This is a genomic window from Acinetobacter sp. YH12134, assembly GCF_013418555.1.
Lineage (GTDB): Bacteria > Pseudomonadota > Gammaproteobacteria > Pseudomonadales > Moraxellaceae > Acinetobacter > Acinetobacter indicus.
Genome location: NZ_VPBT01000034.1, coordinates 1 through 20,771, shown reverse-complemented (window position 1 = coordinate 20,771; position 20,771 = coordinate 1). Strand labels below are relative to the sequence as shown.

The window sequence follows — 20,771 nt, the reverse complement described above, 5'->3', positions numbered from 1 at the left end:
AGTGAAACCTCTTAGCGCTGATGGTAGTGTGGGGTTACCCATGTGAGAGTAAGTCATCGCCAGCTCATTAATTCAAAATCCCCCGAGCAAAAGCTTGGGGGATTTTTTTATGTGGGAAATTTGTGTGGGAAATAAAGATAAGTAGAATCAAAAATGACAGTGAAATGAGAAAAATAGAGCAAAGAGAGAAGATAAGCTTCCCTCTTAATCTCTTAGCTGTCGGCGAGCATGTTTTAAAGCCGTTCTTAAACCTTCTTCAAGCGTCGGGTGATAGAAAGGCTTAGCAAGAAGTTCATCTAACGTTACCCCTTCATCAATTAGCCAGGCAAAAGTATGGGCAAAATGTTCGGCAGATTTTACAAAGAGTTCTGCACCTAATAATTGGCGTGTACGTTTATCAATATAAATTTCGACAACACCCTTATTTTTAGCCAGAACCATCGCCCGACCTTGACGCTCATAAGACACTTTTCCAATCACAAAGTCGATGTTCTTGTTTTTAAGCTGTTTATAGCTTTGGCCAGCAATTGCCATTTCCGGTTGACTAAACACAATACTCAGCGGTGTTAAGTCTTTTAAATTCTTCAGTTTTGGATAATTAAGGCAGTTATGCACTGCACTTCGGCCTTCATGGGCTGCTTCATGCTGAATGGGGGTAGAGGTATGTGCATCACCAACCACAAAAATTGGGTAATTTCCCAGTTGTTTGGTTTGTGGATCAATCGGTAGCTCTTTAAGATTACCGAATTGAGAGTCAATCTGTTGTAGATTCAGCGAATCTAAATGACTACGACGGCCGGTGGCCACCAGTACATAATCAACCATAAGGTGCTGCGTTTGACCTTGCTCGCTAAACTCAAGCTTGACCTGATTGCCTACCTTTTCCACGTTTTGCGGTAAGACTTCAAACTTAATCTTTAATTCATTACTGAGAATATCTTGGGCGAGTTGTTGTAGATCAGGACTGGTCAGTGCACCAACACGGCGACTTCGCGCAAATATTGTGGTATCACACCCTAACCGTTGCATGGCTTGAGCCAGCTCCAGTGCAATGACGCCACTGCCAATCACGGCCAAAGATTTAGGAATGATGTCTAGTTCAAAGATTTGATCTGAGGTAATCAGTCGTTCGCCGAGTTGCTGTTTCCATTCAGCGTCATAGGTCGGGGTAGAGCCGACAGCTAGAATAAAAGCTTTGGCCTGATATTGCTGTTCATTCACCTGTACGGTTTGAGCATCAATAAACTCTGCCTTGCCCTGAATTTTGTGTTGTGCATCCCAGCTTTCGACTTCTTTTAAAGTGGCCTGGGTGAAATGGTCACGTAAAGCGCGGACATGCGGCATCACCTGTGTGGTATCAACCTGTGCTTTGACGTTGAGACCGACTTTATCTGCCTCGTGTAAATCGTGTAGGCGATGGGCAGCAGAAATCAGCACTTTACTGGGCATACAACCGACTCGGGCGCAGGTTGTATCCCAGGAACCGTCATTAATAATAAGAATATTTTGTGTGTGCTTGATGGCTTCTTGATAAGCAGTGATTCCTGCTGTGCCTGCACCAATAATGATGAGATCGTACATATGTAGATAACTTCACATAATAAATAATTTTAGGCTAACACAAGTAAAACATTTATCATCCTTTCATTTACATAAAGCAGTAACTATGGTTACATAGCACCCAATAAATATTTATAAAAACTCTCTATATTGAGAGTTCTAGGGGGATTTCATGTTTAATAAACAAACACCTTTAAAGTTGTCTGCCATTGCTATTTCTATTTTACTTGCAAGCTGTGGTGGCGGTGGTAGTGACGGGTATTATAACCAAAATGAAAATACTACTGGTGGAGGTTCGGGTACTGATAACGGTATTGAAACACCAGTAGTTGCTAAATTAAATATCACTAATGTTGAAGTTTTTGACAACAATAATCAAAAAACTACAGCTTTAACAATTCTTGGTGCAAGTGCGAGTGTAAAAGTAACTGACCAAAATGGTCAGCCAGTAAGTGGTGCATTAGTAACATTCACGGGCGAAAATATTAGTTTTGAAACTTCAAATGCTACAGTGCTCTCAAATGCTGATGGAATTGCAAAAATTGGAATTAAGCCTGTAGATGAAACTAAAACTGGTATTTTTAAAATTGCTGCAAATGCAGAAATTGGTGGTAATACTGCCAATACAAGCGATACCTTTGTATCTGTTGAAGCTCTGAAAACTAAGTTTGATAATCTTGTATTTGATAATTCAACTATTGATGCAGGTGGTTCTGTTAAAATTAGTCTAAAAACTGTCGATAGCTCGACAAATATTGCACAAAATAATGTGCAAGTAACTTTTAGCTCAGATTGTGGAACGTTTACGAATAACACAGTAAACTCAAATCAAGGTTTAGTTGAAACAACTTATACTGCCATATCTAACGGAGGCCAATTATGTAATGGCACTCAAGTTATTAGTATTAGTGCAAATAATGGTGCAACGACGACTACTAAGAATATTACAATTAATCCGATTAAAGCCAATTCACTTGTATATAGTTCAGGTGAAGTTAAGTTAGGTGCCGCTAATAGTGGTTCTAGTGCATCTGGTAAGGTTGAATTTACAGTATATTCAAATAATCTGCCTGCTAAGAACCAAGCTGTATTGGTTGAGCTGATTTATGCGCCAGATGATCTTAGTTTTATTACACTGCATAACAAAAAAGAAAAAACAATTCAATCTAATGATGAAGGTAAGATTGTCGTAGATATCTTCCCTGGTAGTATACCAGGACCTGTGGAGCTTAAAGCCACCCTTGCTAGTGATAGAAGTGTTACAGCATTGACAAAAGATGTTTCTGTTGCAACAGGACGTGTTACACAAAATGGTTTGAGTCTATCTGTAACTAAGAATGCATTACAATGGGATATTGATGGCGACAAAGCTACGATTGTTGCGCGTTTACGAGATCGTGTTGGTAATAAAGTCCCTGATGGTACAGTTGTAAGTTTTGTTACAGAGGGCGGAAGTATTACGCCGAATTGTTCAACAACTGATGGAGAATGTAGTGTTGTTTTACAGACTCAGAACCCACGTCCAGTTGATAATCGCGTAACCGTTTTAGCTTATGTTGAAGGCGATAAATCTTATATTGATAAGAACTCTGATAATTTATATACAGCGGGTATTGATGAGCTCACGAGCAATATTGGTGACTTCTTCCGTGATGATAATGAGAATACGATTTTTGAAGCAGCTTTAGGTGAGTTTTTATATAAACGTGGGGCAGTGGGGAATACCTGTGCAGTCAGTACTTTTGCTCAACCAAATATCTCAGGAACATGTAGTTCAGAACTTTCTGCAGTAATACGTCAACAGTTAGTCTTCTCATTTAGTAATGATGTGCCAACAATTAAAGATGTAGCTGTGACTACAAGCAAAACAAACTTTACGTTCAAGCTATTTGGTAATAGCGCGCAATCTGTTCCTATGCCGACTGGAACAACAGTAGCCGTACAAGCAGAAGATAATACTAAAGATAATGAAAAATCATGTTCAGCAGAGTTATGGAGTGGTAATGCAACCGTTCCAGCTGTGTTTAATTTACTAACGCCATCAACATTTGCATCGAGTACACAAGTAAATTATTCATACCGCTTAAAAGAATGTGATTCGGGGGATAGTTTAATCTTGACTGTAACAGCTCCGACAGGACAAATTACAAAACAAGAATACACGATTCGTTAAAATAAAAAAAACAGCGCCTCGGCGCTGTTTTTTTATGGGAGTTTAAATAGAAACTATAAAGAGGTTCCCACACTCACCCCCACCGTTGGGCGGACATCCATGGAGTTACAACCTGCCAATACACATGTACAAATCAGCATGATCCAGATTTTATTCATGTAATAATCCCTGATTTTTTGCCTGATTAAATAGGGCTGCCGAGCGTGAACCACTACGACAGACCATTAAAATCGGTTTCGGCAGTTCGTTATAGTACTTCGCAAACTCCTGCACATCGGCCTGAGAAATTGCACCGCTGCTTACGGGTTGATAAATCACGCTAACCCGTGATTTCTCGGCAATGTCACGTAATTGGTTCACTTTCACCGTGTTGCCTGCTTCCTGATCAGGGCGGTTCACAATCACTGATTTAAACCCATCTTGCAGCAAGGTCTTAAACTTCTCAGGTGTCATTTGCCCCGAAACACTAAGATTGGCATTTAACGCACGGCTAAAATCACTGGCAGCAACGCATAGGGAGGTCGTGGTCATCGAGAGTACTAAAACCATCCCCATCCACAACGATTTAGTCATCTAACAGGTCCATTTGTTTGGCCAGTTGATATAAGTTGTTTGAGCGGTTGCCAGTACGGCAGAACATCAGAACCGGTTTTGGCAATTCATTAAAGTGATTGGCAAAGGTACGGACATCCAACTCGGTAATTTGCCCAGCCACCACCGGCTGATAGACATAATCCAGCCCTGCATTACGCGCTGCATCTTCAATTTGTGCGCTGGTCGGCTGTTCCGGGCCACCTTCCATGTCTGGACGGTTGTTAATAATTGATTTAAAGCCTTTTTCAACCACTTGGGTTACGTGTTCCGGGCCAATTTGACCTGCAAAGCCAACATGCTCACTCATAATGCCACTCCATCATCCATATCTGAATATTATGCTCTATAATACCACTAGCCAGATTTTCGCGCAGATTGTTCTGAAATATTTATAAACGATTACAACCATAAAACAACGCACTGGAGCAGCCATGCATGCCTATACTGTCGAGCCTCTCTATGTCAAAAGCGGTCAGGAGGTCATTGCTGCCGATTTTTACCTGCCAAAAACTTCCACTAAACCAGCCGTGATTTTAATGGCGCATGGTCTGGCCGGCCTGCGTCAGTTCAAGCTGGTGCAATATGCCAAACGCTTTGCCCGCGCCGGTTATGCGGTGGTGCTGTTTGATTATCGCTATTGGGGCGGTAGTACCGGGCGTCCGCGGGAGCTGGTATCTTTGTCGCGGCAGCTGGATGACTGGCGTACCATGATTTCGCATGTACAGGAACGGCAATCGGTAGATGGTCGACGGATTATCCTCTGGGGTACAGCATTAAGCGGCGGCTATGTCTTAACTCTGGCTTCGCAGTTAAACCATTTAAAAGCAGTGATGGTGCAGGTGCCATTTGTAGATGGCGCGGCCAGTGCCAAGCTGTATCCGATTCAGCAGCTGCCACGTGCCTTAAAAATTTCCAGTCAGGATTATATGGGCGCTAAAGTTGGCTTAATGCCAAAAACCTTGCCGGTAGTTGATCCGAAAGGGCTGTGTTTCTTACCGACGGCGGATAGTTATGAAGGTTATCTGTCGATTTTACATCCAGATTTTTACTGGAGTGGCGAGATTCCGGCACGGGCGCTGTTTCATCTGATCCGTTATCGGCCGATTCAGGATGTGCGCCAGATTAATATTCCGGTGCTGTTTATTGCCGCCAAACGCGACAGCCTGATCCCGATTGAATCGAGTCGTGAAACAGCCACCAATATTGCGCCTTATGTGCAATATCATGAATGGGATATGCAGCATTTTGATGTTTATCATGGCCAATATTTTGAAAAAGCCGTCAAGACTCAATTAGAATTTCTACATCAGCATATTGGAGTAAGCTAAATGATTGTTGTCTGTCCAGCCTGTAGTGCCAAAAACCGTGTTCCGGAGGATAAGCTAACTGCCCATCCAACGTGCGGACAATGTCATCAGGCTTTAATTCCACTGGCGCCGATTGACCTGAATGAGCAGAATTTTAGCCAGTTTATCCAGCACAGTGATTTGCCAATCCTGATCGACCTGTGGGCAGAGTGGTGTGGACCTTGCAAGATGATGGCGCCGCATTTTGCCCAGGTTGCCACGCAGTATCCACAGGTAATTTTTGCCAAAATTAATACTGAAGAAAATCCGCGTTTAAGCAGTGCCTTTAATGTGCGCAGTATTCCCACGCTGGTGTTGATGAATAAGATCACCGAAATTGCTAGAATAAGCGGCGCGTTAAGATCGACCGAACTGAAACAGTGGTTAGATCAGCACTTAACTTCAAACCCTTAATCATGCCCGGAGCGAATGTGTCAGATTCTCAACTAAAACCGGAAGGGACGCTCTCTCTTCAAACCATTGCTATGCCTGCCGATACCAACTGGAGTGGAGATGTGTTCGGGGGCTGGATTGTTTCGCAGATGGATTTGGCCGGGGCAATTCATGCCGAGCGTTTTACCCAAGGCCGCTGTGCCACCATTGCCATTAACCAGATGACCTTTCTGGTGCCTGTGAAAGTGGGGGATGTGATCAGCTGCTATACCAAAATCCTGAAACTGGGCAATACCTCAATTCAGATGCAGATTGAAGTCTGGGACAGCCATGACAGTTCACGTGCAGCAAAACGCGTTACCGAAGGTGTATTTACCTTTGTCGCGGTGGATGTCAAAGGCAACAAGCGTCAGATTTCCGAGGAAGTGAAGCAGAAGTATCTAGAATCGCAAGCCGTATAATTTGTGCGCTCAAAGATCAAAAATCCCAGTTCTGAAACTGGGATTTTTGATGGCTTAAAGCGGGTTAACGGGCTTTTTTAAGCTGATCTTTACTGACCCAGGCCCAAAGCATTTCACATTGAATTGGTGCTTCACCCGATTCATCGGTCACTTCGACTGCAACCAGCGTTTCACCTTTTTCGGTGTGTTGCATCAAGTGCTGCTGTTCTGCTGTCAGCGTCGCGACTGCGGTCATGGCGCCTTGGGTCGGGCGTTTAAAATCAACCTTAAAGCTTTTAATTAACACAATCGAATGATCGGGCACATTCATGCCAGTCACAAAGCCGGTGGCAGTTTCTGCAATCAGTGCCATAGCGCAGGCGTGTACCTGGCCAATATGGTTTTGCATGGCCTTGTGATTGTCAATTTTCACCACCACTTTGGCCGGGCTGACCTCAAGATATTTTAATTTGGCTGTCCCCACCATAGGCACGATCCGGCCAAAGGCTTTACTCCACAAAGTGGTGCGAATCACCTGTGGAAATTTTGCCGTCGCTTTGACTAATTTTGCTAAACGATTTGCTTGTGCCATGATCGATTCCTATGCGGGAACAAAGAGCTTAATCTTTGAAGTTGTTAAATTGCAGTGGCAGACCAAATTGCTGTTCTTTTAAAAACGCCATCACTTGCTGCAAGGTGTCGCGTTTTTTATCCGTCACACGGATTTTGTCGCCCTGAATAGAAGATTGCACTTTAATGCCGCTTTCTTTAATGGCTTTATTAATTTTTTTCGCGGTATCAGAGTCAAGACCATCTTTGAGCTTCACCGTCTGAATCACATTTTTACCTGAGGCCGTGGCTTTTTGCGGGTCTAGCGCCTGTACATCAATCTTACGTTTATAAAAATGATTCTCCAGCATGGTATATACTTGTTCACATTGGAAATCACTTTCGGTTTTGATTTTGATCTCTTTGGCTTTCTCATTCAGTTCGATAGAAACATCTTGACCACGGAAATCGAAACGTGTTGCGATTTCTTTTTGAGTATTCTGAACTGCATGATTTACTTCAAAAATTTCTAATTCTGAAACAATATCGAAAGATGGCATAGTTTAGACCTTTACAAATGGAAAGAATATCTGAGATGCTAGGGATGTTTTCTTCATTTGCCAAGTGTTGTTTACATCAAAGGAGTGCACAATGATCCGTAAGCAAGAAATTACAACATTTGAGTTCCCAGAAAATGCAATCATCTGGGATGTCCGTGATGCAAGTGCTTATGCTGAAGCGCATATTCAAGGCGCAGTCAATCAGCCAATTGCCAACTTGTCAGCAGATAGCTTGACTCAGGTGTCAGCGGATCAACCGATTTACATCTTATGTGGCGGTGGCAGCAAAGCGCCGCGCGCGGCTGAATTGTTAGAAGAGCTGGACAGCTCACGTGAATATGTGGTGCTGATGGGCGGTACCCGTGCTGCACGTGATGCCGGTTTGCCTTTGGTTCAAGGGCAATAAGCAAAAAGCGCCGTCAGGCGCTTTTTTATGAACACTGTTTATCATTGACTAAAAAAGATCAGAACATTCCCTCATATGATCAAGCATTTTAAATGAAGAAAATAAATGCTCTCCTCGACTTCCACACTAAGCCTGATCTTTCAAACTAAACCGGGCCATCATTCTCGATCTATACAACGTTTTTAGCTTAGGCCTTAAAATACGGTTTCTTGGCTTTGGCTTTCTTTTGAAAACGGCGGATGTTAAGTTTCTCCAGTACCTGCATCGGCACCGGGCAGGCCTCATTTAAAATCTGTGCGGCCAGAATTTCACTGCATAGCGGTGCAAACAGAAAACCTTTGGAACCGAGTCCAGTCAGGCTATAGACTTGCTGTCCGGTTTCAAGTGCTCCAAGCAGCGGGAAATAATCCTGACTTTGCGCACGGATTGACGCACGGCCTTGCCAGCTGTGTGGATCAGGCAGGGTGTCCGCATAGTCGGGGAAGACGCTACGGATCAGCGCCAGATTATGTTCATGATCTTCTCGTAAGACTTCGGCATCATCCCGACCCGGATAAAAAGACGCGCCTAAAATCAACTGCTCTGCATCGAGCTGCATACAGTAACCGCCATAACTATAGGCGCTATCTAAACGCAGCGGTTGCTGGGTATTCTTCAGCCAGCTGACCTGACCCCGAATCGGTTTTAACAGCGGATAATGTTCAAAAAACTGGCCAGATTCACGGGCTGTGCAGACAAAGACATGATCAAACTGGCCCAGAGATTGGTTGTCACTGAACAGTTCCGGTCGATCTGTCGGGTGAATCTGAGTGATTTTGGCCTGCTGATATTGAATCCGCTCATGCGCCAGAATCTCCGCACACAGTTGATGTGGCGACACCGCGCCAGCCTGTAGCAGACGCAGGGCAGGAAATTCTGATCGCAGCTGTGCGTCTAAATCTTTTTCCAGAATACCTGGCGGATATTCATCGGCCAGTGCCAGCAGCTGTTCCGGATTTTTTAGCCCAAGCTGATTGACCTGAATCGGGCGGAAGGCCTGAAACTTTGCATAATGATTTAAGGCATGTTGCCAGGCCAGGGTCATTAAATGGGTATGGCTCTGTTCAATAGCACAGAGCTTCGGATTGAGCAGGGCTAGCGGATTACCTGAGCCACCCGCCAGTGGCGCGCTTTGATCATACAGAGAAACTAGATGGCCACGCTGGGCAAAAGCCCAAGCTATGCTTAAACCGGCAATACCGGCACCAATAATGGCAATATGCCGTTGCTGTACAGAGGTCGAAGGAACTGAGGTTGCTGGTTCAGTTTCCCGTTCTGGGCTAAGCGGTTCTTCTGGCGCTAACCAGATGCCTTTTAGCATTTCGCGTTTATGGCCAAACCCGCGCGGCCGGGAAATATGAATCCCGTGCTGTCTTAAACCTCGCTTTAACACCCCGGCTACACTAAAGGAAGCGAAGGTAGTGCCGACATCTGACAGGCGAATAATATGATTGAGCACCTGTTCTTCCCACATATCCGGATTGCAGGAGGGCGCAAAGCCATCTAAAAACCAGGCATTGACCTGTGTGGTTTTGGCCATCATCGGAAAGACATCGTGCGCATCACCGAGCCAAAGGTCGATAGAAAAACGCTGCTCCGGAAACGACAGGCGATGACAGCCGGCCAGTGGTAATGGGTACTGGGCAATCAGCTGATCGGCCAGAGGTTTTAATTCTGGCCAGGCATTTAAGGCGCGAATTAAATCGGCTTTGGAAAGCGGAAATTTCTCCACCGAAATGGCATGTAAATGGCTGTGATTCTCAGGACGCACCTGTTGCCACAATTGCCATAAGGCCAGAATATTCAGGCCGGTGCCGAAGCCGGTTTCTCCGACACAGAAATATTCATAATCTTGCAGGGCTGCTAGACGCTCGGACAGGTCATTACCGTTTAAAAACACATGCCGAGTTTCCAGCAGGCCATTGTCCTTGGAAAAGTAGACATCCCCAAACTGTTTCGACACCGGGACATCAATGCCCTCAATATATTGCCAATCGAGATCGGCGGTTTGAATGCGATTAGACAACACCCAGATTACCTTTAATGAAGCAGAACATTACCACTGACGGCGACGTTTGGTATACACATAGCTGGCCACCAAAAAGCCCAGCAATACGCCGACAGCCAGCGTGGCTGCGCCGTAAAGAAACATCTGCGCGCTACGTTCACTTTGTAAGACCTGAACCTGTACACCCAGATTGTCATTTTTCAGCTGCAGTTCCTGGTTTTGCGCCAGTGCTTCCAGATTGGCTTTTTCCAGCTGTTGCAGGCGGCTTTCCTGATCTTTGACCAGCGCCTTGATTTTAGCTTCCTGTGCCGCTTTATTCTTGGCTAGCTGCTCAGCGGTCAGCGGCTGGTTGGCCGTTGCCGGTGCTGTGGTGGTGGCCACAGCCGGTATAATCGCCGGTTTGGCTGGCGTTGCGACCGCTGGCGTGACTTGAGCCGTGGTATTTACAGCAGCGGGTGCAGCCGGTTCAACGGCCCACAGTGCAGAACAGAAGAAGGATAGACCCAGTAGACTCGGGACAACAACGCGCATGCAGCTTATCCTTTAGGAAATGCTTTATTAAAAGGTTTGACTTCAATCTGGCCATAGACGCCTGCTTTCAGGAATGGCTCATCTTGCAGCCAGGCATCAAGGGCTTCACGAGAATCAAAATCGACAATAATGGTACTGCCATAAAAACCCGCTTGCAGATTGGTCGGATCTTTCGGCATCGCACCGGCGACAATCAGACGGCCTTCATCATCCAGCTGTTGCAGACGTTCAAGATGTTGCGGACGAATGGCCAGACGTTTTTCGACGGTTCCTTCGTTATCGGTACAGGTCACCACAAATAAAGGCATAAGGTATTCTCGCTCAAGCGGACTGAAGGATTTATTCGGCAGTTTTAAAGTATTTACGCAATACAATAAACTGAATAATGATAAAGGAAAACATCACAATCATGTCACCAAAAGCAGTGAATTCTCCCCAGTATTTTCCACCCATAAAGATATAGGCAAAGAAACCGTGCAGGAAGGACATTAATAGAAACATCCCGACCCAGGCATAGTTCAGTTTCAGCCAGCCTTTGTCGCTTAAATTAAACACTGGTCCAAACAGACGCTGGATTAACGGCTTGCGATCTTTGCTGAACCATGGTGACAGCAGGAAGGCGCCAGCAAAGACCAGATTCAGCAAGACAGCTTTTAGGCGAATATAGAAGTCATCGCTCAGCATTAGGGTAATACCACCAAAAATCACGGTCATAAACAGCACAATCCACTGCTGTTTGTCCAAACGGAATTTTTGAGAGACAAATAATGCGCCATACACCACTAACATGGAAATGATCAGACCAGTGGTGGCCACAAGAATGTTATTGTTATCCACACCACCGGCAGAGCCGATCATTTGCAGCAAAGGATGGTGGGTATCTTTTGGATCTACAGTTTTATATAAATAAAAGAAAATAATGAGTGGCACAAAGTCTAAAAGTGCTTTCATGTTAGAGTATCTAAATCTGATCAAATAAATGTCATAGTATAGAGATGCACGGCGTAGATTTACATACACATAGCAATATTTCTGATGGAACTTTAAGTCCGCAGCAATTGATTGCTGCAGCAGCTGAACTGTCGATCCATACGCTGGCATTGACTGATCATGACAGCATGGATGGAATTGCACTGGCTCAGGAAGCAGCGAAAAATCACGGGATTAAGCTCATATCTGGCGTAGAAATTTCCAGCCAGTGGTCACGACCGGCGACCAAAAAAAGCTATGCTGTGCATATTGTGGCCTTGAATATGCAAAATCCGGCGCCGATGGCGGCACTACTGGCCCAGCAAAAAAATATTCGTGCTGCGCGCTCCAAACAGATTTGCGAGCTGCTGATTCCGCTGATTGGTGAAGATATTTATGCCGATGTGATTGCCAAGGTCGATAATGTGCCGGATCGGGTGACCCGTACCCATATTGCCAAAACCCTGGTGGAAAAAGGCTATGTCAGCCGGCCGCAGCAGGCCTTTGATAAATACATTAAAGAAGGCAAAAAAGCCTATGTGAAATTTGAAGGCTTGGGCTTGGAAGATACTATCCAGGTGATTCATGCCAGTGGCGGTTTTGCGGTGCTGGCGCATCCGACCCGTTATGACCTGTCGGCGACCAATATCCGTTACCTAATTGAAATTTTCGCCAAATTTGGTGGAGATGCCGTCGAGTTACCGCCGGCGATTGATCCAAGCTCCACCCGGCAGATGGTGGACCGGATGATTGCCGAGCATGGCTTAAAAGTCTCGGTCGGTAGCGATTTTCATGGTGAAAATATGCCGTGGATGAAACTGGGCAATATTCCCAGCCTGAAACCGGGGCAGGTCGGAATTTGGGAAAGTTTTGTCAATCCATCACCGGCGCTGACTGCGTAAACGTATTTCAGCATCAAAAAAACCTCAGCTGGGCTGAGGTTTTTTGCTTTAGAGCAGGTTATTGTCCTGTGCCTGAATTGGTGGTGGTGTCGGTTTCCCCAAAGTCGAGAGTAATTCGATTTCAATGGTGCGCACCATCGCATCTAAAGGCAAGTCATTACTTTGCGTACCAAATGGCTCTTCAATTTCCGAGCTTAGGGCGTCCAACCCCAAGAAGGTATAAGCCAGAATCCCGACCAGTAGTGGTGTCGCCAGCCCCAGCGTCGAGCCCAAGCTAAACGGCAGCATAAAGCAGAAAAAGTACACGGTACGGTTTAGCAGCACTGAATAGGCAAACGGCAGCGGGGTGGTGGCAATTCGGTCACAACCGGTTTGCACCAGACTGAGTTCCATCACATGCTGGTTCATCTGACTGTAAATAATATCGGAAATTTCACCTTCTTTTAGGGCCTGCATCAGTTCCCACTGAATCAGGCTGAGGGTGTATTGCGGTGCATTGGCCTGTTGGTAAAGCTGGGTTACGGCCTGCTGGCTCATGCCACTTGTTTCTACCAGTTCGGTTGGATTGGCGGTTTGATGGCGCAGACGGTCACGCAACACATTGGCAAACACAATCACATGCTGAATCACCCGTTCCCGGCGGCCTTGGGCCAGCATCCGGCAGTCGCGGTCAAAATGGCGCGCATTGGCAATTAACATGCCCCACAGTTTGCGGGCTTCCCACCAGCGGTCATAACAGGCCGAATTTTTAAAGCCAAGGAAAATCGACAGCACCACCCCAATTAAGGTAAAGCCGATCAGGGGGAAATCAGAGAAGTGAAAATACCCGACATAGGACAGGCCGCCGACAATCGCCGACAGCAACATGACCACGCCCAAAGGTGGTAACACCTTCGGTAAGATGGTACCTCGCCAGGAAAATAACAGCCTAAATACGCTCGGTTGGTCACGTACAATCATGTCTGGGAATCAGCTTAAGTTTTTCATGATCTTCTGTGCTGGCCGGGTTTTTGTCAATATGTTGCGCTGCTTAAAATGTCGACTTGATGAGTTGATGTTCAGCAAAGGAAAAACTGCCTTCGGGAGCAATAATACAATGATCAATCAGGCGGATATCAACCAGCTGGCAGGCCTGCTGGATGCGCTGGGTCAATTGTAAATCGGCCGGTGAGGGCTGTGGCTGTCCCTGAGGATGATTATGACTGATCACCAGCGCCGTAGTGTTTTTCTGGATGGCAAAGCGTAGCAGCTGGTTGATCGAAATTTCACATGAATTGAGCGCGCCAAAAAACAGTTTCTTAAAACAGATTTTGCGCAGCTGCGCATCCAGGCACAATACTGCAAATACTTCCTGAGTTTCACCGAGCAGTTCAAAGCGTAAATAGTCCAGTAGCAGCCGGGAGGAGCTGAGTTCCAGTTTGTCCTGCTGCAAATGCTGGGCGGTATAGCGCCGGCCCAATTCCTTGACCGCCATCAGCTGGCTGTATTTACTTGGACCCATGCCATGAAACTGGCTTAAATCGGGCAGGGCGGCATCGAGTACCGCATTCAGGCTGCCAAAGGCCTGTAATAAATGACGGGCCAGTTCAACGGCAGAGTACTGCTGGGAGCCGGAGCGCAGGAAAATAGCCAGCAGTTCGGCATCGGAAAGACTGTGCGCGCCGTACTGGATCAGGCGTTCACGCGGACGCTCCTGTTCCGGCCAATGTTTAATACTGAAGTTCATTGTTATTAGACTTATTGGTGATGAATTGTTATGGATTTCGCCCAGACATGTCTTGGGAATGACAATATTTAATGCTATTGTGAGCCCCACTGCAACAGAAAGGTAAGCTGTTCGTGAGTTTTGATTTAAGTGTCATTCCTAATAAAAATATTATTGTGGGTATTACTGGCGGTATTGCCGCCTACAAAAGTGCCATTCTGGTTCGCCGTTTAAAGGACGCTGGCTTTAACGTCCGGGTGGTGATGACCGAAGGGGCACAAGCCTTTATTACACCGCTGACCTTTCAGGCGTTGTCGGGCAATCCGGTGCATACCCAGTTGCTGGACCCGGAAGCCGAGGCCGGCATGGGGCATATTGAACTGGCACGCTGGGCCGATCTGGTGCTGATTGCACCGGCCAGCTGTGACACCCTGGCCAAATTTGCCGCCGGTCTGGCAGATGACTTGTTATCGACTTTATATCTGGCCACCAGTGCCCCGGTCTGGGTGGCACCGGCCATGAATCAGCAGATGTGGGCGGCCAAAGCTACGCAGCGCAATCTGGCGACGCTGGTAGACGATGGCGTGCATGTGATTATGCCGGAATCCGGCTCACAAGCCTGTGGTGATGTCGGTCTGGGCCGTATGCCTGAGCCGGAAGAGCTAGCGCGTCAGGTCACCGATTATTTCCATAAAGCGCAGCGTGCGATTGCTGAAAAATTTGGCTTACTGGCCAGCAAGCATGTGGTGATTACCGCCGGGCCAACCCGTGAAGCAATTGATCCGGTACGTTATATTTCCAATCATAGTACCGGGAAAATGGGCTTTGCCCTGGCAGCAGCCTGCTATGCAGCTGGCGCCAAAGTTACGCTGATTGCCGGGCCAGTCAGTCTGGATACACCAAACGGGGTCCGCCGTATTAATGTCTCTTCAGCCGTGCAGATGCTGGACACCAGTATGCAGTTGCTGGATGAAGGCTGTGATGTGTTTATTGCCACCGCGGCGGTTGCCGATTATCGCGTGGCTGAAGTTGCAGAGCACAAAATCAAAAAATCCGGAGATGAACTGGATATCGCCTTAATCAAGAATCCGGATATTGTGGCGACTATCGCGCAGCAGGACAAACGTCCGTTTATGGTCGGCTTTGCTGCTGAAACGCGCAATGTGGAGGAATATGCGGCCGGCAAACTGGTGGCGAAAAAGCTGGATATGATTGCCTGCAATGATGTGTCCCGTGCAGACATCGGCTTTGCCTCTGATGAAAATGCCATGACGGTGTTCTTTGCTGAAGGCTATCATCTGCCAAAACGCGATCTGGAGAAAGCCTCCAAGCAGGAAATTGCCCAGCAGCTGGTTGAAGCCATTCATGATGCCTTGCACCATGATCCGGCGCAGGACGAAGCCTTCTGATCTTGTCAGAACAAATAAAAAAGCCCTGCAAGTGCAGGGCTTTTTCGTGCTGGACTTAAATGCCTTAATGCAATTAAGCCTGACCTTCTGCAGCAGCGGCTTGTGCGCGTTGCATGTTGGCTTCAAATTCAGCATCAAAGTTGATTGGCGTTAACAGCAATTGCGGGAAGCTGCCTTTGGTAACCATATCATTCACTGCTTCACGCAAGAACGGGAACAGGATGTTCGGGCAGTAGGCACCCAGAATATACGGCAGACGTTCTTCTTCTACGCCATCAATCAGGAAAATACCTGCTTGAGTGACATCTACAATAAATGCTGTATCACCGGCATTGTTGGCTTGAACAACAACTTTTAAAGACACTTCAAAGTGGGTTGGATCAATCTTTTCTGCAGAAGACGACAGATTGATATTCAGTTCAGGCTGCCATTCTTTGGTAAATACTTGTGCCCCTGGAACTTCAAAAGAAATATCTTTTGTATAAATACGCTCTAATGCCAATTGTGGTTGAGCTTGTTGTTGTTCACTCATTCTTTATTCCTTAAAAATATGAACAGAAAATTAACTGAAATTATGACGCCAGTAAGTCATCGAGTTTGCCTTCACGCTCAAGGGCGTAAAGCTGGTCGAAACCACCAATGAACTGCTCATTAATAAAAATTTGTGGAACAGTACGATGGTTGGTGCGCTGCATCAGTTCAGTGCGGACTTCTGGTGCTTCGTTGGATAAATTGATTTCTTTATAGACAACGCCTTTACGCTCAAGAAGCTGTTTTGCACGTACGCAATATGGACATACAGTTGTTGAATAAATCGTTACTTCAGCCATTGCTAATCTCCTCAAGCGGATTATTTGCTTTTTACTAAAGGTAAGCCTTGTGCTTTCCAGTTACTGATCCCACCATCCAGACGATAGCTATCTGCGTGGCCTACCTGTTGCAGGGCAGTGCCGGCAATTTGACCTAAATTGCAGATAAATACCAATGGACGGTCAGCGGTTTTTAACTCTTCAATATGGCTTGAAATTTTGCTGTAAGGAATGTTGCGGCTGCCGCTGATATGGCCTTCACGGAAGTCTTTGGCATCACGTAAATCAATCAGCATGGCATTTTTGGCTTTCACCAGAATCCCTAAAGATTGTGGGGAAATTTTACGCCCGTTACGTTGGCCTTCCAAAATGAAGAATAAAACCACCAAAACTGCCAGTGTTCCAAACAAGAAGGGGTGATTCCCCATAAACTCGAACCAACGTTCCACAAGTCACCTAAATTACAATTTCAAAAATTGTCACAGAGTATAGCCTATAAATATGGTGATCAAAATCACCGCTTCAAGGGTCGGGCTGCAATTAAACTAATTTTTTTGCTGGGCTTCGTTGACTTCATCAATCAGACGCAAATAACTGTCGAGCCGGCGCGTTAAAATCTCACCCGCTGCTGCCGCCTGACGCAAGGCACATTGCTTTTCGTGCTTATGGGTACAGTTACGGAATTGACAGTGACCGAGCAGATTTTCAATTTCCGGAAAACCCTGCTGGATTTTTTCAGTCGTCAAATGCCACAGGCCAAATTCACGGATGCCCGGTGAGTCAATGAGCGCCGAACCTTCACCAAACGGAATTAAGCGGGTGGAGGTGGTGGTGTGCTGACCCAGGGCCGAGTTTTCTGAGATGATATTGGTTTTCTGCGCCGCTTCCGGCACGATGGCATTAATCAGGGTGCTTTTACCCACGCCAGACTGACCGACAAAGGCCACAGTTTCATTTTTTAAACGGTTGGACAGTTCAGTCAGATCTGCATCGGACTGGGTCTGCATCACTTCATAACCCAACTCACGGTATTCTTGCAGTAAATCCAGAATCGGATCATTTTCGGTGAGCAGGTCGGATTTGTTCAGGATCAGCAGCGCCGGAATATTGGCATCGGCACAGGCCACCAGATAGCGGTCAATCAGACCCGGTGCTGGTTCTGGCAGCGGTGCAAACACAATCACAATCAGCGAGATATTGGCCGCTACCGGTTTGACTTTGTGGTAACGGTCCGGGCGCGTGAGCAAAGACTGACGCGGATGAATCGCGCTAATAATGCCCAGGCCGGTATTTGGATCGGCCTGCCATTTAACCCGGTCACCGGTAACCAGTAATTCCAGGTTGGTACGGGTATGACAGCGCCAGATGCTGCCCAGTTCAATCGGTTTCCAGAACGGTTCAGGTTCACCTTCGGCCACTACGGGTTTTTCAGGATGCTGCTCCGGCACGGAGAGGGCTTGTACTTCCAGCTGGCGTCCATAATGCTGCACCACCAGACCTTCCAGATCATTGGAGCTGTCTATATCTTCCTGCCGGGTTTGCTGCTGTTTCTGAATGCGGCGTTGTTGCTGTTCAGTCAGGCGACGCTTACGAATTAAAGCCATTCATATCCTAAAAAAACCATGAAATCTGGAGTGCAAAAATAGCATGAAGCACGGGCAGAATGACACCCAAGAACACAGAAATTTGCTACTATAGCCGTTTTTAAGACGAATAAGATTGCACATTTATGAGCAGCACGCCTGATACCCGCTTAATTTGGATTGACCTGGAAATGACAGGTTTAGATACCGATAATGATCAGATTATTGAAATTGCCACCATTGTGACAGACGATCATTTAAATATTCTGGCGGAAGGTCCGGTACTGGCCGTGCATCAATCAGATCGTATTTTAAATGCCATGGATGAATGGAACACGCGTCAGCATGGTCAGTCGGGGCTAATTGAGCGTGTACGTCGCAGTAAACTGAGCGCGCAGGATGCCGAGCAGCAAACCTTGGAATTCCTGAAAAAATGGGTCAATCCAAAAACCTCGCCGATGTGCGGTAACTCGATCTGTCAGGACCGTCGCTTTTTACACCGGTTAATGCCGGAGCTGGAGCAGTTCTTCCATTACCGTAATCTGGATGTATCTTCTGTTAAAGAACTGGCCAAACGCTGGCGTCCGGAAATTATGAGCGGCTTAAAGAAAAATGCTTCTCACCTGGCCATGGATGACATCCGTGACTCGATTGCCGAGCTGAAATACTATCGTGAATATTTCTTTATTATGAATAAATAAGTATCTGCTCATCATCCATCTATTTGCACTGTGGGGACGAGCGTATCCACAGCGCTTAAGAAGAGGCTTTGGGCCTCTTTTTTTATCTCTATCGTTTTTCATTTGCTGTTATTCGGATGTGATCCAGAGATATTACCCGTTATAAAGATGTAATCTTTTTGGTGATTATTTAGACAGGATGCAGCTGCGCGCTTATGATAGGAGCAATGAGTATTTCAAAACCCATTTGCCGCAATGATCGGAGTACCTTAAATCATGCAAAGTAATAACCCGATCCTGACACGCGTTGAGGTGTCGAGTGATTATGCCCAGCCGATGAGCGTGCAGGGAGCAATCCAAAAATCTGTCCTGCTGACTTTAATTGCCGCCGTGGTGGGCATCGGCCTGTTTTTCTACAGTTTCCTGACCGCCAATCTTTCTATTGCCTATGCTGGCGCAATTGTCGGTGCCATTGGCGGACTGATTCTGGCTTTGGTGGCCACCTTTAAGCCAAATACAGCGCGCACGCTGGCCATTCCCTATGCGCTGTTTGAAGGGGCCTTTCTGGGCGGGATTTCAGTGATCTTCCAGTTGCAGTTTCCGGGTGTGCCATTACAGGCCTTGCTGGCTACCTTTGTGACCACATTGGTGATGTTTGTGCTGTATCGTACTCGGGTAATTCGCGCCACTGAAAAATTTAAGGCGGTGGTGATGTCGGCCTCAATTGCGATTGCGATGGTGTTTGTGGTGCAAATCTTTCTGAGTCTGGCCTTGGGGTCGAGTATTCCTTATCTGTTTGAAAGCAACTGGCTTGGAATTGGCTTTGCAGCATTTGTGGCCGTGATTGCCTCTTTAAACTTGATTTTAGACTTTGATCTGATTGAAACCGGCGCGGCACAAGGCGCACCGAAAAGCATGGAATGGCTGAGTGCCATTGCCTTATTGGCTACCTTGGTCTGGATGTATTATTCCTTCCTGCGTTTGCTGGGCTTATTGCAAAGCAATGATTAACTTCCCGGCATTTATCGACATTAAAATCGCGCAACCTTTGCGCGATTTTTACTTTCTTCGGAGGAATTGAAAAAAAGGCGCATTATGCAATTTCCGAATTGGCTCAGAATTGGCATGATACTGCAAAATCAATATGAGTGAGATTCACATGGCACAAGGACTATTAGCGGGCAAACGCTTTTTAATCGCGGGTATTGCGAGTAAATTATCCATTGCATTTGGTGTTGCTCAGGCTTTACATCGTGAAGGTGCAGAGCTGGCTTTTACCTATCCGAATGAAAAATTGAAAAAACGTGTGGATGAATTTGCAGAACAGTTTGGTTCTAAAATTGTTCTTCCTTGTGATGTTGCGGTAGATGCTGAAATTGAACAGGTCTTTGTCGATCTTGCTCAACATTGGGATGGTCTGGATGGCGTGGTGCATTCAATTGGTTTCGCACCAGCCCATACCTTAGATGGTGACTTTACTGATGTGACCGACCGTGAAGGTTTTAAAATTGCGCATGACATCAGCGCCTATAGCTTTGTTGCGATGGCGCGTGCCGCAAAACCATTATTACAGGCGCGCCAAGGCTGTTTATTAACCCTGACTTATCAGGGTTCTGAGCGTGTAATGCCAAACTACAACGTGATGGGCATGGCCAAAGCTTCGCTTGAAGCAGGGGTGCGTTATTTAGCCTCTAGCCTGGGTGCTGAAGGCATTCGTGTTAATGCCATTTCTGCCGGTCCAATCCGTACATTGGCTGCATCAGGAATTAAGTCATTCCGTAAGATGTTGGATGCCAACGAAAAAATTGCCCCATTAAAACGTAATGTCACCATTGAAGAAGTGGGCAATGCTGCATTATTCCTGTGCTCACCGTGGGCAAACGGGATTACCGGTGAAATTCTGTATGTAGATGCTGGCTTTAATACCGTGGGTATGAGCGCCGCCATGATGGACGCAGAATAAGTCGGAATGTTTCAACCTGTGCCGGCTTTTTATCGGATAGTTACATATTGATAAACAAGCGGCCGGGTTGAAGCGATGTTTTATGTGGTTATTTTGTATAAAATAGCCACACTTTTTTTTAGCTATTTATTACAGAACAATGATGCCAAGCA

General features: G+C 46.3%; 25 protein-coding genes. 10 read left to right on the top strand and 15 right to left on the bottom strand.

Annotated features, from left to right (window positions below; translation table 11 throughout):
- Positions 1 to 204: 204 nt before the first annotated feature.
- The gene (locus tag FTU69_RS14030; RefSeq protein WP_168381898.1) at positions 205 to 1,581 is read right to left on the bottom strand and encodes a dihydrolipoyl dehydrogenase; all 1,377 of its coding nucleotides are present in this window, start codon (positions 1,579 to 1,581) and stop codon (positions 205 to 207) included.
- Positions 1,582 to 1,732: 151 nt separating this feature from the next.
- Between FTU69_RS14030 and FTU69_RS14025 the strand changes: the two genes are divergently transcribed.
- Entirely contained in the window at positions 1,733 to 3,733 is a 2,001-nt protein-coding gene (locus FTU69_RS14025; RefSeq protein WP_168381899.1) for a hypothetical protein, read from the top strand.
- 150 nt (positions 3,734 to 3,883) lie between these two features.
- Here the strand turns inward: FTU69_RS14025 and FTU69_RS14020 are convergent, their stop codons facing one another.
- Together FTU69_RS14020 and FTU69_RS14015 are read right to left on the bottom strand one after the other, a co-directional pair.
- Positions 3,884 to 4,306 carry a beta-lactamase hydrolase domain-containing protein gene (locus tag FTU69_RS14020; protein ID WP_163142846.1) on the bottom strand — a complete coding sequence of 141 codons (423 nt, stop codon included), beginning with the start codon at positions 4,304 to 4,306 and terminating at the stop codon, positions 3,884 to 3,886.
- The gene (locus FTU69_RS14015; RefSeq protein ID WP_005182227.1) at positions 4,299 to 4,634 is read right to left on the bottom strand and encodes a TIGR01244 family sulfur transferase; all 336 of its coding nucleotides are present in this window, start codon (positions 4,632 to 4,634) and stop codon (positions 4,299 to 4,301) included. The genes FTU69_RS14020 and FTU69_RS14015 overlap by 8 nt, the downstream gene beginning before the upstream one ends.
- A gap of 124 nt (positions 4,635 to 4,758) precedes the next feature.
- Here FTU69_RS14015 and FTU69_RS14010 point away from each other — a divergent pair, with 124 nt between their 5' ends.
- The 3 genes from FTU69_RS14010 (at position 4,759) to FTU69_RS14000 (ending at position 6,527) form a co-directional block, all read left to right on the top strand.
- On the top strand, positions 4,759 to 5,655 hold the full coding sequence (locus FTU69_RS14010) for an alpha/beta hydrolase (protein WP_005182237.1): 897 nt from the start codon (positions 4,759 to 4,761) through the stop codon (positions 5,653 to 5,655).
- Positions 5,656 to 6,087 (top strand): thioredoxin TrxC, encoded by a 432-nt coding sequence (trxC, locus tag FTU69_RS14005; protein ID WP_180104061.1) that lies wholly within the window; start codon positions 5,656 to 5,658, stop codon positions 6,085 to 6,087.
- Positions 6,088 to 6,158: 71 nt separating this feature from the next.
- A complete protein-coding gene (locus tag FTU69_RS14000) occupies positions 6,159 to 6,527 on the top strand; it encodes an acyl-CoA thioesterase (protein ID WP_171525181.1) in 369 nt (122 codons plus the stop codon).
- 64 nt (positions 6,528 to 6,591) lie between these two features.
- Here FTU69_RS14000 and FTU69_RS13995 read toward each other — a convergent pair whose 3' ends face one another.
- Positions 6,592 to 7,098 (bottom strand): DUF4442 domain-containing protein, encoded by a 507-nt coding sequence (locus tag FTU69_RS13995; protein WP_104473309.1) that lies wholly within the window; start codon positions 7,096 to 7,098, stop codon positions 6,592 to 6,594.
- A gap of 28 nt (positions 7,099 to 7,126) precedes the next feature.
- On the bottom strand, positions 7,127 to 7,615 hold the full coding sequence (locus tag FTU69_RS13990) for a YajQ family cyclic di-GMP-binding protein (protein ID WP_005182257.1): 489 nt from the start codon (positions 7,613 to 7,615) through the stop codon (positions 7,127 to 7,129).
- A 91-nt stretch (positions 7,616 to 7,706) separates the two neighbouring features.
- On the opposite strand from FTU69_RS13990, the gene FTU69_RS13985 reads away from it, so the two are divergent.
- Positions 7,707 to 8,021: a rhodanese-like domain-containing protein gene (locus FTU69_RS13985; protein ID WP_005182260.1), complete on the top strand. Its 315-nt coding sequence runs from the start codon at positions 7,707 to 7,709 to the stop codon at positions 8,019 to 8,021.
- Between the two features lie 187 nt (positions 8,022 to 8,208).
- Here the strand turns inward: FTU69_RS13985 and mnmC are convergent, their stop codons facing one another.
- The 4 genes from mnmC to FTU69_RS13965 are packed head-to-tail and all read right to left on the bottom strand — an operon-like array spanning position 8,209 to position 11,550.
- Positions 8,209 to 10,086, bottom strand: coding sequence for an FAD-dependent 5-carboxymethylaminomethyl-2-thiouridine(34) oxidoreductase MnmC (gene mnmC / locus FTU69_RS13980; RefSeq protein ID WP_180104062.1), 1,878 nt, complete (start codon positions 10,084 to 10,086; stop codon positions 8,209 to 8,211).
- Between the two features lie 30 nt (positions 10,087 to 10,116).
- The gene (locus FTU69_RS13975) at positions 10,117 to 10,599 is read right to left on the bottom strand and encodes a hypothetical protein (protein ID WP_005182267.1); all 483 of its coding nucleotides are present in this window, start codon (positions 10,597 to 10,599) and stop codon (positions 10,117 to 10,119) included.
- A gap of 5 nt (positions 10,600 to 10,604) precedes the next feature.
- Entirely contained in the window at positions 10,605 to 10,907 is a 303-nt protein-coding gene (locus tag FTU69_RS13970; RefSeq protein ID WP_180104060.1) for a YciI family protein, read from the bottom strand.
- Between the two features lie 31 nt (positions 10,908 to 10,938).
- Entirely contained in the window at positions 10,939 to 11,550 is a 612-nt protein-coding gene (locus FTU69_RS13965; RefSeq protein ID WP_075175311.1) for a septation protein IspZ, read from the bottom strand.
- A gap of 44 nt (positions 11,551 to 11,594) precedes the next feature.
- Between FTU69_RS13965 and FTU69_RS13960 the strand changes: the two genes are divergently transcribed.
- A complete protein-coding gene (locus FTU69_RS13960; protein ID WP_180104059.1) occupies positions 11,595 to 12,470 on the top strand; it encodes a PHP domain-containing protein in 876 nt (291 codons plus the stop codon).
- Positions 12,471 to 12,518: 48 nt separating this feature from the next.
- Here the strand turns inward: FTU69_RS13960 and FTU69_RS13955 are convergent, their stop codons facing one another.
- A complete protein-coding gene (locus FTU69_RS13955; protein WP_005182277.1) occupies positions 12,519 to 13,430 on the bottom strand; it encodes a bestrophin family protein in 912 nt (303 codons plus the stop codon).
- A 70-nt stretch (positions 13,431 to 13,500) separates the two neighbouring features.
- Complete coding sequence (radC, locus tag FTU69_RS13950; RefSeq protein ID WP_005182279.1) at positions 13,501 to 14,196, bottom strand: DNA repair protein RadC; 696 nt, start codon at positions 14,194 to 14,196, stop codon at positions 13,501 to 13,503.
- 113 nt (positions 14,197 to 14,309) lie between these two features.
- Between radC and coaBC the strand changes: the two genes are divergently transcribed.
- Positions 14,310 to 15,584, top strand: a complete 1,275-nt coding sequence (coaBC, locus tag FTU69_RS13945) for a bifunctional phosphopantothenoylcysteine decarboxylase/phosphopantothenate--cysteine ligase CoaBC (RefSeq protein ID WP_005182280.1) — start codon at positions 14,310 to 14,312, stop codon at positions 15,582 to 15,584.
- Between the two features lie 73 nt (positions 15,585 to 15,657).
- Here the strand turns inward: coaBC and secB are convergent, their stop codons facing one another.
- The 4 genes from secB to rsgA form a co-directional block, all read right to left on the bottom strand.
- Positions 15,658 to 16,116 carry a protein-export chaperone SecB gene (secB, locus tag FTU69_RS13940; protein ID WP_005182282.1) on the bottom strand — a complete coding sequence of 153 codons (459 nt, stop codon included), beginning with the start codon at positions 16,114 to 16,116 and terminating at the stop codon, positions 15,658 to 15,660.
- A 40-nt stretch (positions 16,117 to 16,156) separates the two neighbouring features.
- On the bottom strand, positions 16,157 to 16,414 hold the full coding sequence (gene grxC / locus FTU69_RS13935; protein ID WP_005182284.1) for a glutaredoxin 3: 258 nt from the start codon (positions 16,412 to 16,414) through the stop codon (positions 16,157 to 16,159).
- 20 nt (positions 16,415 to 16,434) lie between these two features.
- Positions 16,435 to 16,842, bottom strand: a complete 408-nt coding sequence (locus FTU69_RS13930) for a rhodanese-like domain-containing protein (RefSeq protein WP_005182291.1) — start codon at positions 16,840 to 16,842, stop codon at positions 16,435 to 16,437.
- A 96-nt stretch (positions 16,843 to 16,938) separates the two neighbouring features.
- Positions 16,939 to 17,997 (bottom strand): small ribosomal subunit biogenesis GTPase RsgA, encoded by a 1,059-nt coding sequence (rsgA, locus tag FTU69_RS13925; protein WP_168396153.1) that lies wholly within the window; start codon positions 17,995 to 17,997, stop codon positions 16,939 to 16,941.
- A 125-nt stretch (positions 17,998 to 18,122) separates the two neighbouring features.
- Between rsgA and orn the strand changes: the two genes are divergently transcribed.
- The 3 genes from orn (at position 18,123) to FTU69_RS13910 (ending at position 20,619) form a co-directional block, all read left to right on the top strand.
- Positions 18,123 to 18,677 carry an oligoribonuclease gene (gene orn / locus FTU69_RS13920; RefSeq protein WP_005182297.1) on the top strand — a complete coding sequence of 185 codons (555 nt, stop codon included), beginning with the start codon at positions 18,123 to 18,125 and terminating at the stop codon, positions 18,675 to 18,677.
- A gap of 255 nt (positions 18,678 to 18,932) precedes the next feature.
- Entirely contained in the window at positions 18,933 to 19,667 is a 735-nt protein-coding gene (locus FTU69_RS13915; RefSeq protein ID WP_016659546.1) for a Bax inhibitor-1/YccA family protein, read from the top strand.
- A gap of 148 nt (positions 19,668 to 19,815) precedes the next feature.
- Complete coding sequence (locus tag FTU69_RS13910) at positions 19,816 to 20,619, top strand: enoyl-ACP reductase (RefSeq protein ID WP_005182307.1); 804 nt, start codon at positions 19,816 to 19,818, stop codon at positions 20,617 to 20,619.
- The last annotated feature ends 152 nt before the right edge of the window (positions 20,620 to 20,771 follow it).

What these genes read in the sequence shown, in the direction of transcription:
- rsgA (WP_168396153.1), bottom strand. Translation starts at nt 17,997, where the DNA reads ATGGCTTTAATTCGTAAGCGTCGCCTGACTGAACAGCAACAACGCCGC.
- FTU69_RS13965 (WP_075175311.1), bottom strand. Translation starts at nt 11,550, where the DNA reads ATGAAAGCACTTTTAGACTTTGTGCCACTCATTATTTTCTTTTATTTA.
- FTU69_RS13960 (WP_180104059.1), top strand. Translation starts at nt 11,595, where the DNA reads ATGCACGGCGTAGATTTACATACACATAGCAATATTTCTGATGGAACT.
- secB (WP_005182282.1), bottom strand. Translation starts at nt 16,116, where the DNA reads ATGAGTGAACAACAACAAGCTCAACCACAATTGGCATTAGAGCGTATT.
- FTU69_RS13910 (WP_005182307.1), top strand. Translation starts at nt 19,816, where the DNA reads ATGGCACAAGGACTATTAGCGGGCAAACGCTTTTTAATCGCGGGTATT.
- orn (WP_005182297.1), top strand. Translation starts at nt 18,123, where the DNA reads ATGAGCAGCACGCCTGATACCCGCTTAATTTGGATTGACCTGGAAATG.
- FTU69_RS13915 (WP_016659546.1), top strand. Translation starts at nt 18,933, where the DNA reads ATGCAAAGTAATAACCCGATCCTGACACGCGTTGAGGTGTCGAGTGAT.
- FTU69_RS14010 (WP_005182237.1), top strand. Translation starts at nt 4,759, where the DNA reads ATGCATGCCTATACTGTCGAGCCTCTCTATGTCAAAAGCGGTCAGGAG.
- FTU69_RS13985 (WP_005182260.1), top strand. Translation starts at nt 7,707, where the DNA reads ATGATCCGTAAGCAAGAAATTACAACATTTGAGTTCCCAGAAAATGCA.
- FTU69_RS13995 (WP_104473309.1), bottom strand. Translation starts at nt 7,098, where the DNA reads ATGGCACAAGCAAATCGTTTAGCAAAATTAGTCAAAGCGACGGCAAAA.
- FTU69_RS13955 (WP_005182277.1), bottom strand. Translation starts at nt 13,430, where the DNA reads ATGATTGTACGTGACCAACCGAGCGTATTTAGGCTGTTATTTTCCTGG.
- FTU69_RS13970 (WP_180104060.1), bottom strand. Translation starts at nt 10,907, where the DNA reads ATGCCTTTATTTGTGGTGACCTGTACCGATAACGAAGGAACCGTCGAA.
- FTU69_RS14000 (WP_171525181.1), top strand. Translation starts at nt 6,159, where the DNA reads ATGCCTGCCGATACCAACTGGAGTGGAGATGTGTTCGGGGGCTGGATT.
- FTU69_RS14020 (WP_163142846.1), bottom strand. Translation starts at nt 4,306, where the DNA reads ATGACTAAATCGTTGTGGATGGGGATGGTTTTAGTACTCTCGATGACC.
- FTU69_RS13990 (WP_005182257.1), bottom strand. Translation starts at nt 7,615, where the DNA reads ATGCCATCTTTCGATATTGTTTCAGAATTAGAAATTTTTGAAGTAAAT.
- FTU69_RS13975 (WP_005182267.1), bottom strand. Translation starts at nt 10,599, where the DNA reads ATGCGCGTTGTTGTCCCGAGTCTACTGGGTCTATCCTTCTTCTGTTCT.
- grxC (WP_005182284.1), bottom strand. Translation starts at nt 16,414, where the DNA reads ATGGCTGAAGTAACGATTTATTCAACAACTGTATGTCCATATTGCGTA.
- FTU69_RS14015 (WP_005182227.1), bottom strand. Translation starts at nt 4,634, where the DNA reads ATGAGTGAGCATGTTGGCTTTGCAGGTCAAATTGGCCCGGAACACGTA.
- trxC (WP_180104061.1), top strand. Translation starts at nt 5,656, where the DNA reads ATGATTGTTGTCTGTCCAGCCTGTAGTGCCAAAAACCGTGTTCCGGAG.
- radC (WP_005182279.1), bottom strand. Translation starts at nt 14,196, where the DNA reads ATGAACTTCAGTATTAAACATTGGCCGGAACAGGAGCGTCCGCGTGAA.
- FTU69_RS14030 (WP_168381898.1), bottom strand. Translation starts at nt 1,581, where the DNA reads ATGTACGATCTCATCATTATTGGTGCAGGCACAGCAGGAATCACTGCT.
- FTU69_RS14025 (WP_168381899.1), top strand. Translation starts at nt 1,733, where the DNA reads ATGTTTAATAAACAAACACCTTTAAAGTTGTCTGCCATTGCTATTTCT.